This is a genomic window from Pseudomonas sp. URMO17WK12:I11, from assembly GCF_007677725.1.
In the GTDB taxonomy this organism is placed as follows: domain Bacteria; phylum Pseudomonadota; class Gammaproteobacteria; order Pseudomonadales; family Pseudomonadaceae; genus Aquipseudomonas.
On sequence record NZ_VEDF01000001.1, the window covers coordinates 347,171 to 359,010 of the forward strand.

Sequence of the window (11,840 nt, forward strand, 5' to 3'; positions counted from 1 at the left end):
CTGGTTATACCGTACAGGCGCAATGATTTTCACATACACCTTTCTGCTGATTCCAGGCGCCGACGGCAGCAAAGATCTTTGCAGCCTCTGCTTCGTCGAGTGTTGTGTCGGTGGGGATGGCGATCCATCCGGATGCCACCAGGTGGTTGGGGTTGGCCGTGGCCCGCAGGTCGGTATAGGTCGCCTCGATCACGTCAGTCAGGTGCTCGGCCCGGTAGTTGCCCTGCGGCGCGACCTCTATTGACTTGTGGTACCGCGCCCCGAAGTGGTCACGGCACAGCACGCTGAGGTAGATGGTCCAGCGGTGCGGGATGTCGCAGACGGCGTCGACGACCTGGCGCACGCGGATCTGCTTGAGGTTCTTCCAGTTGATCAGCACCTGCTGCCCGCTGGGGTCGATGTTCACCACGGCGGCGTGGTTGGCAGAGACTAAGGCCCGGCAGGTCCGCTCCAGGCGTACCCGCATGTTGTGGGGCTTGCGCTTGCTCATTGTCGGGTGCCTGTCTTGCTTGCCGCCCCGGCCTCGCAGGCATCGACAAAGCGCATTGCCGCCTTGTAGCTGTAGGCAAAGCCTTGCACCGTACCGGTAGCGATCTCGACCACATCCCAGGTGCCGGCCTTGCCCGATGCTTGGTAGCGCGGGGCTGACTGAGCGACCTTGGCGTGCGCCTCGGCTCTCACTGACTTGCTGCGCTCGAGCAGGGCCGCGAGCACGGCAAGCTTCTGCTCGAAAGCAGGGTGCATTGCTGTCTGCATGGGGTGATCCTCGGTGGGGTCAGGCGTGGTATTCGAAGGCCTCGGCCTTGCGAACGATTCGAACTTGGGCGGTGCGGCGCTCCGGCGCGCGGCGGTCGCGGCGCATTGGGTCGCTGTCGTTGATCACTGCGTGCATGGCGATGAGGCCGGCCAGGGCGATGCAGAGCGGGCTGATGATCTGCTGCCGCATGGCCTTGGTGACCGCCTCGATGCGTCGGCCGGCTTCCAGCTTGAACAGCGCGGCTTCGATGCGATTGGCCACAGTGCCGGGGCTTACCGACATCTGGCGGGCGATTTCTTTAGTGGTGAGGCCCTGAGCGACCCAGAGCATTGCTTCGAGCTCGCGTGGAGCCAGCGCCTTGCCGAGCTGGCCAATCCATGAGCCGCAGGTGATCGTTTCCATGAGTTATCTCGGCGTGGCGCCTTCGAGAGCTTTACGCAGCTCGAGGACAAGCGCGGTGGGGAGAGTGAGCGATCGGCTGTCTTCGTCGATTTGCCCAAGCGATGCAATCAACTTGCGCGATGCTCTGTGCACGGCTTCAAGGCGCGGCTTGGGAATGGAGGGGCCTTTCATCGAGCCTGCCGTGACCTTGTTTTTGCCGCTGGCCTGCGCTTTCTCTAGCTCTGTGCCAAGTACCTTTCCGGCGCCGTCTCCGTGCTCGCGCACGACCTGAGCGGCTGTTGTCGCCGAGACTTGGCCGGCTGCGACAAGGCTTTGAACATCGGTGTTAGCGTTGCCAACGGTCAACACCTGCTCCACGTGCTGCCGAGTCTTGCCAACCTTCTTGGCGATCTGCTCAGGAGTCCAACCGAAGGCCCTTAATCGCTTGTAGCCTTCAGCCAGCTCAAGCGGGGAGAGCTTCTCGTTCGCTTGGCTCGAAATGATCCGTGCTACACGATCTGCATCGCTGCCTTCAAACGAAATGACTGGCACCCAGGCTTCCAGTACAGCCGGGTCTTGCTTGCTTGGCGTGCGGGGAAGCCGTCCTGCCTCATCAAGCTTTCGCATTGCCCGCCGACGCCGGTGGCCGTCGACAACCCAAACGCCACCTTCTGCACGTGGGCGAACCTCAAGAGGAGGGATCTGGCCCCCGTTTGCGATGAACTCAGCAAGCAGGTCGATACTGGTTTCGAGTGCCACGCCTTCAATGCGTAGGTTGAAGCCAGGTTCTTCGTGAAGATCCTCCAGCTTTACTCGCATGGCGTCTGCGCGGCGTACATCGCCATCTTTGATCATCTGCTTGAATGACTTCATCGCAATTAACTTCCGTTCGGGCTGCATTGGTGGAGCAACTGGCTTCATGGCGCGACCCGCTTCGGCATGCGCATGAGGGGCGGGGTAGTCCTCGACCAGTTACTCCACCGATACAGCCTGGTGATGGGGAACCAGGTAGATCGGGCAGTTAACGTCAGGCTGACGTGGCGCTGGTTGTTCAGGGGCGGTTGAGGTTTGCCCACTTCCACCCGCGCTGCCATTCGGCACTCATGCGCTCGTCGAGTGGGAGGCCTGCGCGTTGGTCTCGAAAGCCAACCTGGAAGGAGTTGCTTTGCTCGAGCAGGTAAGCTTGGCGTTCGTTCATCGTCTTGCCCTCCAGGGCGGTTGATTTCCCGTCTGGCCCTGTCGCCAAGGCCAGCCAGTGAAATCGGTGTTGCTCAGCAAACCTGCGGGCCGACATGTCGAGCGAGGAAGCTTGCTGCGTTGCGTGACGTCCACCAGAACTCAATTGCCGGCTTAACTCGGCGCCTGGTGGCTCATCTGCTGGTTTTTAAAGAGCGGTGGTTGCTGTAGCTGCCTATAACCTGTGTTATGGATCAAATCATAACTCAGGTTTTCTGAGTGTCAATAACCCAAGTTATAAATCAGACCAAAAAAAAGCCCGCAATCAGCGGGCAGTTCCTCATGCGTCTGTGAATTCTCGCCAACCGATCCTGATCAGACCTGATTCCAGGGCCTCTACTTCGATGCCCGAGGTCTCCTCCAGGTCGGCGATCAGCCGGCGCCAGTCGGCGGGGGATTCGTCATGGTTTGGTCGAAGCTCCACGCACTGCCTTTTCTGAACGTGTGGAGATGAGATCGCTTGTTGGATGCGGTATCCAAGCCGCTCATAGGACAGGGAAGGTGAGTGCGAGAAGGCGAGCTGAAACATTGAGTGGGGCTCCTTGTACTGTACATACATACAGTTATCCCGTGCTGTCGGATTTTTCAATACCTAGGGCAGGATTCTTTGCCACCGTCACCTTCAGCAGTCGAAAAAAAGCCCGGCATGCACCGGGCGTTAGAGAGCTGGGGCGTTACAGCTTGATCGTGGCCCTCACCACTACGCCCACAATTCGGCAGCCTTCTAGGCACATCTCCGTTGGGTAGGCTGGGTTTAGTGGCTTGAGGAAGCGCCGGCCTCCATCTTCAACCAATTTCTTGAAGGTCGCCTCATTGCTGTCGGCTAGCTTGGCCACCACCAGCTTGCCGGGGATCGCTTCGGCTTCTGTATCAACCAGAATAAGCATCCCCTCGGGAATGCTCGTACCGACCGGGGAGGTCATCGAGTCACCCTTCACCTCCAGCCAGAATGCGATCCCCTTGGAATCGTAATCTGACATCTCATATCGGTCGGAGTATCCAGGCGGGAACGGCTCTACTGCCTCGGCCCATGCCCCTGCAGCTACCCAGCTGATCACCGGATAGCGGAACGACTCGGGCTGCTGGCTCACCGATTGAACATTGCTGGCCTCGCGAAGAGGTCCTTCCCCGGAAGCCAGCCATTCAGCTGTCACCCCGAGCGCTCGCGCAATGTCGAGCAGCTTCTTGGAAGTCGAGTTCCGACCACTCTCGAGGTGCTGAATCGTGACCTGGCTTACCCCAGATTTCTCGGCCAATTGAGCCTGACTGAGGCCTAGCGCCGTGCGCCGTTCCAGTATTCGGTCTTTGAGCATTTCGGAAGGTTTGTTCATGCCTGCAAGGGTAAAACACACGTTATTAGCCATCAAATAACATGTGTTTGCCTTATCTATAACTTGAGTTATCATCGGGTGCACGATCCATTGAGGCACGCAGACATGCCGAACACCGAAAGACCAATCGACGAGGTGGTGCGCTTGGCCGGGGGCCAGGCAGAGCTCGCCAGGCGATGCAATACGAGCCAGCCGCGCATCTGGCAATGCGTTCACCGCAACCAGAAGGTTCCAGCCGATCTGGTCATTCCCTTTGAGAAGGCTGTTGGCGGGCAAGTAACGCGCCATCAGCTGAGACCAGACCTCTATCCCTCTGAGGATCAAGCCGCTTCGTGATGAGCATTATCCGTCTTGTGGCGCCTCGCCAGTAGATGGCCGAAACACCTGCGAATCCATCCAGTACCGGAATCGCAGACGAAAAAAAACCGCCTGGCAGGGCGGCTTTCTCTACAGCTTCAATCGAGACCAGAGCATGACAAACATCGTCCCACTTGACAAGTCCAGGGGGTTCACCCGGATGGACAACCAGCTCATGGATGGCCTGTTGGCTATCGATCTTCCGGCACGTGAAATGAAGATCGTGCTGTACGTGGTCAAGGCCACCATCAACTTCGGGGCAGGCGCCCAGCGCATCCCGGCCACCGATATCGCGAAAGCCATCCACGCTCACCCGGACACCGTGTCCAAGGCCGTTTCCAGCCTGCTGCGTCGTCGCGTGCTGTTTCGTGAGGGTGGCGCTCGTGGCGATATCGGCGTGAATGACCCGAAAGACTGGGTCTACGTCACTGATCCGAAACAGACCAAAACAGCCGACTCGGCTCAAGTGGTCCGAATCGGCTCGGAGTCGAAACAGACCAAAACCGCCGAGTCCCTTCTTTATTCTAAGAAACAAACCCCCTATGTATTTCTTCCTTCGGAAGAAGATACATGCCCCCCCAGCGAAGCGGCCGAGGCGCCGGCGAAAGCTGACCGCAAGACCCCATTCGGGAAGGCCGCCATGCTGGCCGACAACCCCCACGGCCTGGATGAATCGCTGATCGCTGACTACCTGGCTGTCCGCAAGGCCGCCAAAGCCCCGGTCACTGCCCGGATCTGGTCCGGCCTGAACGCCAAGCTCGAGCAGTGCAAGGTCTTCGGCGTCCAGCCAGCCCAGGCCCTGGAGATTGCGGTCGAGAGCGGCTGGCGCGGCTTCGAGGTGGAATGGATCACCAAGCGCGTTGGTGGCCAGGCGCCTGCCAAAGCCAACCCCAATAGCCGTCATCACGGCTTCAACGAGCGCGACTACACCGCTGGCCTGGCCCCGCGGGAGGACGGTACCTATGCGATCTGAATCGGTGATCACCATGTCCGACGTGCGAAACGCCGCCGGTTTCCGCGTCCAGCCCGCGCACTGTGAGCATCACGGCGACTTCGAGCAGCGGGTAACCATGCTGATGGGGCGGGAGATTGTTGGTCGCTGCCCTGAGTGCGAAAAGGCCGTCATTGCCGAGCGCCAGGCCAAGCAACATGCCGAAGAAACCCGCCTGAAGCGCGAGGCCATGACCCGCAAGTTGGGGTCAGCATTGATCCCGAAGCGCTTCGCCGAGCGCACTCTGGCCAACTATCGCGTCGAGCATGAAGGTCAGCGCAAGGCCCTGGCCTACTGCACGCGCTATGTGGCCGCGTTCGAGGAGATCGAACGCACCGGGCGCTGCCTGATGCTGCTGGGCAAGGTCGGTACCGGCAAGACCCACCTAGGTGCCGGCATGGCCAACGAGCTGATGCGCAACACGTCGGCGACGGCCGTGTATCGCACGGTGGGCGCGATCCTGCAGTCCATCCGCGCCACTTACGACCGCCACAGCGAACAGTCCGAGACCGACATCCTGTCCAGCCTTATCGAGCCATCGCTGCTGGTGCTGGACGAGGTCGGTGTCAGCAAGGAGCAGCCGAGCGAGTTCGAGCTGACCACCCTATTCTCGATCATCAACGGGCGCTACGAGCAGATGCGCCCCACGGTGGTGATCTCCAATCTGGAGGCCAGCCAGCTGCGCCACGCCATGGGCGAGCGGTGTTACGACCGCTTGCGCGAGGGCGGCGGGGTGGTGGTGCCCTTCGAGTGGGAATCCCACCGTGGCAAGGAGGAGTTCTGACCATGCGTCAAACCAAGCTGACCAAGGCTGCGCGCGGCCGGGAGTGCCAGGTACGCATCCCTGGCGTGTGTAACGGCAACCCGGAGACCACTGTCCTGGCTCACTACCGCTTGGCCGGCACCTGCGGCATAGGCAAGAAGCCTCACGACATGCAAGGCGCCTGGTGCTGCAGCGCCTGCCATGACGCTTGCGACGGGCGCAGCAAGGCCGTAGATCGCGACACCGCTCGCCAGTACCACGCCGAGGGCGTCATGCGCACCCAGGCGCTGCTGATCAACGAGGGGGTGCTGGTCGCATGAATGCTCCCGCCCTTCGCCCGTTCAAGGCCAAGCCGGCCCGCGCCAAGCCCGTCGATAGAGAAGGGCAGGAGCAGGCTGCGCTGATGAAAGAATTGCAGCTGCGCTACCCGCAGGCCTACAAGCTGATCTACCACGTGCCGAACGGCGGACACCGGATCAAGGCCGTGGCTGGAAAGCTCAAGGCTCAAGGCGTGAAGGCTGGAGTACCAGACCTGGTGTTGCCGATGGCGCGCGGTGGGTACTTTGGCTTGTACATCGAGTTCAAAGCCAAGCCACCCTTCGATGCCGAGGTCTCGCCGAGCCAGGATGCGTATTTGCAGATGCTCACGGCGCAGAACTACCTGGCCATCGTCTGCCGAGGCAGTATCGATGCCGTCGAAGCGATTCGATCCTACCTGCTGCTGCCTGCCACGGTGGCTGCATGAGCGCAACCCGGGAAGTGAAGCTGAGCGAGGCTGAGGTGCGCCGGCAGTCCGCAGACAAGTCGGTACGGGACCTGCGCGACCCACGCCACCCAGGCCTGTACCTGCGGTTCTGGAGCAACCGCGAGCGCGGCACCTGGCACCTGGTGCGCGGCAAGAAGTGGGTGCCGGTCGCCCGCTGGCCTGATCTGACCGTTGCGGCCGTAATCGCCGAGCTGCCCGCGCTTCGTCAACGCCTGCTGCGCGAACCGGCCACCGCGCCGGTGGTGTCGGGCATGGCCACTGTGGGTCAGCTGCTGGACTGGTACGGCGATCGGATGGGCCGCGACCGTTCGCTGTCGGCCAAGCGCAAAGCAGGTGCCCGCTCTGCCATTGCTCAGCACCTGAAGCCGCGCCTGGATGACCTGGCCGTGGCCAACGTGAGTGCAGATGCCCTGGACAAGCACCTGATGTGGCCGTGCCAAGCCGAAGTGTCGTTGTCCTACCTGCGGCAGATGTTCGCGCTGCTGCTGACCGCATTCCGCCAGGCCCTGCAGCTGGGTCTGATCGATCGCAACCCAATGGCCGGGATGCGCTTCAACGACTTCACCAAGGCCAAGATCCTGCCAAAAGCAGCCCGCCTGCGTGACGTTCAGTTGCCCGAGCTGATGCAGCTGCTGGCCCAGGCCTTCGAGCAGGAGCCGCGCGACGCCATGTTGGCGCTGATGATGCTGGCCCATGGCACCCGGATCGGCGAGACACGCATGGCGCGCTGGAACGAGATTTCGCTGGCTGCGGCTGAGTGGTTCATCCCAGCGGCCAATGCCAAGACCCGAACCGAACACCGCCTGCCGCTGACCACCCAGGTGCAAGAATTGCTCACCCGGTACCGAACCATCCAGGAGGCCGAGGGCTACGAAGGTGTGTACCTGTTCCCGAATCGCCGTGGCTTGTGCCTGAGCGAGACACAGGCCAGCAATGTGTTCAAGCGCCTCGGGCAGGGCGAGTGGACCAGCCATGACCTACGCAAGGTATCCCGCAGCACCTGGACCGATCTCGGCATTGATGGCCACATCGGCGAAATGCTGCTGAACCACAAGCTGGGCAAGATCGCCAGCACCTACATCCACACCCAGGCCATGCAGCAGCGCCGCGCCGCGCTGGAGAAGTGGCACGCATGGCTGGATCGGGTTGGCTTCGCAGCCGTCCACGGCCTTACCAAGGCCTTATTTGAAATTTCGCAGAATTCGCCTGAGGCCACGCCAGCCGTGGCGCCGAGCGACCTTACCGCATTTGTAATTAGCGAGGATTCAAAATGAGCAATCTGAATGATCTTTCGCCGGCAGCGAGATCGGCCGCGATGCGAGGCGGCATGGATGGATGGGGCCAGATTGGAAGCCTGCCAGGTCATATCCGCTACATGGAGCCAGTGCCCTCGACTTCCCGGCGGCGCTGCTCATGTGGTTGCAAACGTCGAGCAACGCACCTCGGTATGGCGAATGGCGTCGGCCTCTGCAGCGGCTGCGAGATCAAGATTCGACGCTGGGTGAAGGAAGGTAAGGCATGAAGAAGAGCCACGGCCCGGCGCTGCGCAAGGAGCAAGTCATCCTGGCCAAGTGCTCAGACTGCCAGGGCAGGGCAGTGGTGAAGGGTGTTTTCTATGAGCTGCCCTGCGGCCGTTGTAACGCATCGGGCTGGGTATCAGCCCTCACTGGCGAGCCGCTGCCGCTGGAAGAACTTGTAACGCAGCTGGGTCTGCGAGTGCGTGAGCTGGAGCAGCAGGCTGATCGCCAGCGGCCACCGCGCACCGAAGGCCCTTCTGGGCAGTACGAAACGAACAACCGCCGCGGCGCCGGCGGAACCAACTACACCGGGGATTAACAAGCAGATGAAAAAACGAACCTACGTCGACAAGGCCTTGGGCGATACCGCGTACATGCTTGAGCAGTGGGGCTGGTGGCGAATGGATGGAATGGGGGTTCCCCGGTACGTCTGTCCTCTCTACGCGCTCATGAAAGAACATGCTCCTGCGGTAGGAGGGGTCAAGCAGTACGTCATCACCGACGACTTCGCTCTAGCAGTAGATGGGGCAGTTGCCAGGCTCAACAAGCGCAATCCGCAGATGGGTGGCTTCGTGTGGCTCTACTACGGCGCGAAGTGGCCAGCGCTGCGGATCGCTCGTGCGCACGGGATTGGCGAAGCAAAAGCCCGCGAGCTGATCAACACCGGCGTGGCTTGGATCGACTGCGCGCTCGAGCAGTTGCGGGAGGTAGCATAAAAAGCTTTCCGCGCGGATAAACACCTGTTTTCATAGCAGCGTGTCCAGCTTGCAAGCAACGCGACACTTACAAACCTTGGCTATGTCGCTAGGGTTTTAATGAGATTTTTCGCATTACAGCGGAACGATTTGATGGCACTCTGATTCTGATAGCTTGCTAAGAAAAACCCATCAGGATTCCGTGATCATGAAAAAAATCATCGCTGCTGCGGTGTTCTCACTTCTGGCCTCCGGCGTACAAGCCGCTAGCCTATCCGGCGCTATCGGTGCGACAAGCCAGGGCGGTTTGACCGCTCGTGCTGCTGTAGGCTTCGATTGGGATAGGAGCTGGTTTGAAACGAGCACTGGCCGCCTTACCGGTTACTGGGATGCTGGCTACACCTATTGGGAAGCAGGAGATGCTTCTGGTGGAGCTCATTCGCTGTCCTTCGCGCCAGTGTTTGTTTATGAGTTCGGCAGCAGTAGTGTGAAGCCATTCATTGAGGCGGGCATTGGCGTTGCAGTCTTCTCCGGCACGTCCGCAGGCGATCAGGAGTTCGGTTCGGCCTTCAACTTCGAAGACCGTATCGGCGCAGGCTTGAAGATCGGCGAGACGCAGAAGGTTGGTATCCGAGCGATTCACTACTCCAATGCTGGTATCAAGCAGCCGAACGACGGCATAGAGTCATATTCCCTGTTCTATAGCCACCAGATTTAACTTTTCTGTGTAGCTCCCCTTGCCCGCCTTGTGCGGGCTTTTTCATTTTTGGAGATATTGGATGGACCCGACCGACCTCGGCCCAGGCACAGCCACCTGGCTGGGCGGTAGTGGCATCGTCGTTACTGGCGCGCTGCTTTGGGTGCGCCGCTTCCTATCCAAGGACGCTGCAGACCGCGCCATGGATAACGCCGACATCGGCACCGTCCGCCGGCTTAATGAGCTGCTCGACTCCGAGCGCGAGGCCCGCAAGTTGGCCGAGGCTCGTGCTGATCAATTCGCCAAAGAGCGCAACGAACTTGCGGCAGCTGTAGGGCGGATGGAGGGAAAGATCGAAGCACTCACCAGCCAGGTGGGCCAACTCACCGAGAAGGTGACCACCCAGAGCGCCGAGATCTCCCGGCTTCGCTCCCAGCTTGGAGGTACAGCCTGATGGACAAATGCGCTTTGGAATTCATTGCTCGACGCTGGTGGCGACGAGCCGAGGTGTGGGTCATCGCCGTGGTGCTCATTGCAGGCGGCGCAGTACTGGGCTGGCAGTCTGCCTACTGGTCGATGGCCAGCACCCAGTCGCATCAGGTTGACGAAATACGGAAGGCCTACGACGCAGCCGTGGCTGAACGTGACAGGCGTCTGGACGACCTGACCAGCAAAGCCGAGAGCGCCGCTACCAAGGCGTCGAAGGCTGCAACCACCGCAACCCAAGCGGCAGACAAGGCTGATGAAGCACTCAACCGCGTACAGAGCGAGTAGCGACCGTGAGCAAAACCAGTGCTGAGTATTACCAGATCAAGGGCATGGTCAGTGACCTGTCTGCCGAAGAGCAGGCCGAAGTGAAGCGAGTCGAGGATCTTGTTACCGAGTTGGGCATGTCCTCCCAGGCCGCCGGGCTTGGGGTGATCCTGGCGACGATCAAGCTGTCTCTCGAACCCTGATGCGCAAGCGCCCCTACACCCCGTGCCAGCTGTACGTGGACGGAGCCGATGGGATCGCCGTCGGCGACTTCATCACCACCGCCGCCGGCTCTGCCTATCTGGTGCAGAAGCTTCGGGTGAGCAGCACGAGGCCTGAGCGCAAGCATATGGACTGCCTGCGTTGGCCGATCGCTGAGGTGCCGCCTGATGCGCGGTGCTATCAGCTGACTTGGTACAAGAGATGAGGAGTACTGGCTATGGCGAAGGTGCAGGCAACGATCGTCTGCCGGCAGATCTGGTGGCTGAAGTACTACCTTGCCGGCGTCCTCGTCGTGTCCCACATAACCGGGCGCGAGCCGGACATGGGGCGCGTCTTTCGATGGATAGAGCGCGGCATTAAGGTCGAGGTGCACTGATGGCAAGGCTCAAGACTCTTGGACCGCGCATCAAGGAGAGCTCAAGTTCGCGGGTCAAGGTCGTCACGCCTGGCAGCTGGCGTAGCGGGCTGACCAGCTCCCAGCGTGGCTACGACTACCGATGGCAGAAAGCGCGAGAGCATTATCTCAATGAGCACCCACTCTGCGTCTTCTGCGAGCGAAACGGCCGAACTGCTGCCGCAAAGGTGGTCGACCACATCGTTGCGCATCGCGGTGACATGGTTCTCTTCTGGGATAAGACCAACTGGCAGAGCCTCTGCAAAACCTGCCACGACTCTGTCAAGCAGGCCGAGGAGGCGGCTGGGCTCGGTGGCTGAGGCGTCAGCGGATCGTCGAAAGCCCAACGCCTCGCCATAGAAGCACGTCAGTGACGTGCCGCGATAGGGGTAGGGGGGTCAAAAGCTAGGGATTCTCATCTAGCTAGACCGCCACCGACCCCACGTATACATTTTTCTCCCCCCTAAAGGTTTTTGTTAATGGTGTTAACAGACAAACAGCGACAGTTTGTTGACGCTAAGGCTCGGGGTGCGTCTAACAAAGAAGCGGCCGAAGCCGCGGGCAGCAAGCCCTCGGCAGCTGCAGCGGCTGGATCGCGTTGGGCTAATGATCCGAAAATTGTGGCCGCAATTCTCGCTCGAAGAGCAGAGCTCAGTGTTAACCCTGAACCGAAAAAACGCAGAGGCAAAGCGAAGGCCGATGAGGTCACTGAAGAACCTGTCGAGGTCAACGAGGCGGACGGTGAGTTCCTGAGCTGTCTTCCAGACACACAGGATCCGCTCGAGTGGCTGATAGCGCTGATGAACGAGCCTCGCGCTAAAGTTTTCGACCGGCGCAACGCTGCGCAGACGGCCGTCCCGTACATCCACGGGAAGAAGGCCGAGGCAGGCAAGAAAGAGCAGAAGGCGGAAGCCGCGAAAGAGGCGGGCAAAGGCAAGTACTCCCAGAGCAAGCCGCCCCTCACAGTCGTCAAGGGGTGA

23 protein-coding genes are annotated in these 11,840 nt (G+C 60.5%); 16 read left to right on the forward strand and 7 right to left on the reverse strand.

The features are described from left to right. Positions 1–4: 4 nt before the first annotated feature. From FS665_RS01625 to FS665_RS01650, 7 genes are all read right to left on the reverse strand, one after another. The gene (locus FS665_RS01625; protein WP_145182373.1) at positions 5–490 is read right to left on the reverse strand and encodes a hypothetical protein; all 486 of its coding nucleotides are present in this window, start codon (positions 488–490) and stop codon (positions 5–7) included. Then, positions 487–756, reverse strand: a complete 270-nt coding sequence (locus FS665_RS01630) for a hypothetical protein (RefSeq protein WP_145182376.1) — start codon at positions 754–756, stop codon at positions 487–489. Before FS665_RS01630 ends, FS665_RS01625 begins: the two co-directional genes overlap by 4 nt. Before the next feature lie 19 nt (positions 757–775). Then, positions 776–1,159, reverse strand: coding sequence for a response regulator transcription factor (locus tag FS665_RS01635; RefSeq protein ID WP_145182380.1), 384 nt, complete (start codon positions 1,157–1,159; stop codon positions 776–778). Positions 1,160–1,162: 3 nt separating this feature from the next. Next, positions 1,163–2,059, reverse strand: coding sequence for a ParB N-terminal domain-containing protein (locus FS665_RS01640; protein WP_256674883.1), 897 nt, complete (start codon positions 2,057–2,059; stop codon positions 1,163–1,165). A 130-nt stretch (positions 2,060–2,189) separates the two neighbouring features. Then, positions 2,190–2,336, reverse strand: coding sequence for a hypothetical protein (locus FS665_RS23335; RefSeq protein ID WP_178108273.1), 147 nt, complete (start codon positions 2,334–2,336; stop codon positions 2,190–2,192). Positions 2,337–2,654: 318 nt separating this feature from the next. Beyond that, positions 2,655–2,903, reverse strand: coding sequence for a DUF1654 domain-containing protein (locus tag FS665_RS01645; protein WP_145182383.1), 249 nt, complete (start codon positions 2,901–2,903; stop codon positions 2,655–2,657). 145 nt (positions 2,904–3,048) lie between these two features. Beyond that, positions 3,049–3,738, reverse strand: coding sequence for a LexA family protein (locus tag FS665_RS01650; protein ID WP_371921210.1), 690 nt, complete (start codon positions 3,736–3,738; stop codon positions 3,049–3,051). 72 nt (positions 3,739–3,810) lie between these two features. On the opposite strand from FS665_RS01650, the gene FS665_RS01655 reads away from it, so the two are divergent. The 16 genes from FS665_RS01655 (at position 3,811) to FS665_RS01725 (ending at position 11,840) form a co-directional block, all read left to right on the forward strand. After that, the gene (locus FS665_RS01655) at positions 3,811–4,041 is read left to right on the forward strand and encodes a YdaS family helix-turn-helix protein (RefSeq protein WP_145182386.1); all 231 of its coding nucleotides are present in this window, start codon (positions 3,811–3,813) and stop codon (positions 4,039–4,041) included. 136 nt (positions 4,042–4,177) lie between these two features. After that, a complete protein-coding gene (locus tag FS665_RS01660; RefSeq protein ID WP_145182389.1) occupies positions 4,178–5,035 on the forward strand; it encodes a replication protein in 858 nt (285 codons plus the stop codon). Then, complete coding sequence (locus FS665_RS01665) at positions 5,025–5,837, forward strand: ATP-binding protein (RefSeq protein ID WP_145182392.1); 813 nt, start codon at positions 5,025–5,027, stop codon at positions 5,835–5,837. The genes FS665_RS01660 and FS665_RS01665 overlap by 11 nt, the downstream gene beginning before the upstream one ends. 2 nt (positions 5,838–5,839) lie before the next feature. Next, positions 5,840–6,136 (forward strand): DUF1364 domain-containing protein, encoded by a 297-nt coding sequence (locus FS665_RS01670; RefSeq protein WP_145182395.1) that lies wholly within the window; start codon positions 5,840–5,842, stop codon positions 6,134–6,136. Beyond that, positions 6,133–6,561, forward strand: a complete 429-nt coding sequence (locus FS665_RS01675) for a VRR-NUC domain-containing protein (RefSeq protein WP_145182398.1) — start codon at positions 6,133–6,135, stop codon at positions 6,559–6,561. The genes FS665_RS01670 and FS665_RS01675 overlap by 4 nt, the downstream gene beginning before the upstream one ends. Next, positions 6,558–7,856, forward strand: coding sequence for a site-specific integrase (locus FS665_RS01680; protein WP_145182401.1), 1,299 nt, complete (start codon positions 6,558–6,560; stop codon positions 7,854–7,856). The genes FS665_RS01675 and FS665_RS01680 overlap by 4 nt, the downstream gene beginning before the upstream one ends. 244 nt (positions 7,857–8,100) lie before the next feature. Further along, complete coding sequence (locus tag FS665_RS01690; RefSeq protein ID WP_145182407.1) at positions 8,101–8,418, forward strand: hypothetical protein; 318 nt, start codon at positions 8,101–8,103, stop codon at positions 8,416–8,418. Positions 8,419–8,425: 7 nt separating this feature from the next. Then, positions 8,426–8,815: an antiterminator Q family protein gene (locus tag FS665_RS01695; protein WP_145182410.1), complete on the forward strand. Its 390-nt coding sequence runs from the start codon at positions 8,426–8,428 to the stop codon at positions 8,813–8,815. A 187-nt stretch (positions 8,816–9,002) separates the two neighbouring features. Next, complete coding sequence (locus tag FS665_RS01700; RefSeq protein WP_145182413.1) at positions 9,003–9,512, forward strand: acyloxyacyl hydrolase; 510 nt, start codon at positions 9,003–9,005, stop codon at positions 9,510–9,512. 61 nt (positions 9,513–9,573) lie between these two features. Then, entirely contained in the window at positions 9,574–9,945 is a 372-nt protein-coding gene (locus FS665_RS01705) for a chemotaxis protein (RefSeq protein ID WP_145182416.1), read from the forward strand. Beyond that, on the forward strand, positions 9,945–10,265 hold the full coding sequence (locus FS665_RS01710) for a hypothetical protein (RefSeq protein ID WP_145182419.1): 321 nt from the start codon (positions 9,945–9,947) through the stop codon (positions 10,263–10,265). The genes FS665_RS01705 and FS665_RS01710 overlap by 1 nt, the downstream gene beginning before the upstream one ends. A 5-nt stretch (positions 10,266–10,270) precedes the next feature. Further along, positions 10,271–10,447: a hypothetical protein gene (locus FS665_RS23340; RefSeq protein WP_178108275.1), complete on the forward strand. Its 177-nt coding sequence runs from the start codon at positions 10,271–10,273 to the stop codon at positions 10,445–10,447. Beyond that, the gene (locus FS665_RS01715) at positions 10,447–10,671 is read left to right on the forward strand and encodes a hypothetical protein (RefSeq protein ID WP_145182424.1); all 225 of its coding nucleotides are present in this window, start codon (positions 10,447–10,449) and stop codon (positions 10,669–10,671) included. Before FS665_RS23340 ends, FS665_RS01715 begins: the two co-directional genes overlap by 1 nt. A gap of 12 nt (positions 10,672–10,683) precedes the next feature. Further along, the gene (locus tag FS665_RS23345) at positions 10,684–10,842 is read left to right on the forward strand and encodes a hypothetical protein (protein WP_178108276.1); all 159 of its coding nucleotides are present in this window, start codon (positions 10,684–10,686) and stop codon (positions 10,840–10,842) included. Continuing rightward, positions 10,842–11,180: an HNH endonuclease gene (locus tag FS665_RS01720; protein WP_145182428.1), complete on the forward strand. Its 339-nt coding sequence runs from the start codon at positions 10,842–10,844 to the stop codon at positions 11,178–11,180. Before FS665_RS23345 ends, FS665_RS01720 begins: the two co-directional genes overlap by 1 nt. Positions 11,181–11,339: 159 nt before the next feature. Next, positions 11,340–11,840: a terminase small subunit gene (locus FS665_RS01725; RefSeq protein WP_145182430.1), complete on the forward strand. Its 501-nt coding sequence runs from the start codon at positions 11,340–11,342 to the stop codon at positions 11,838–11,840.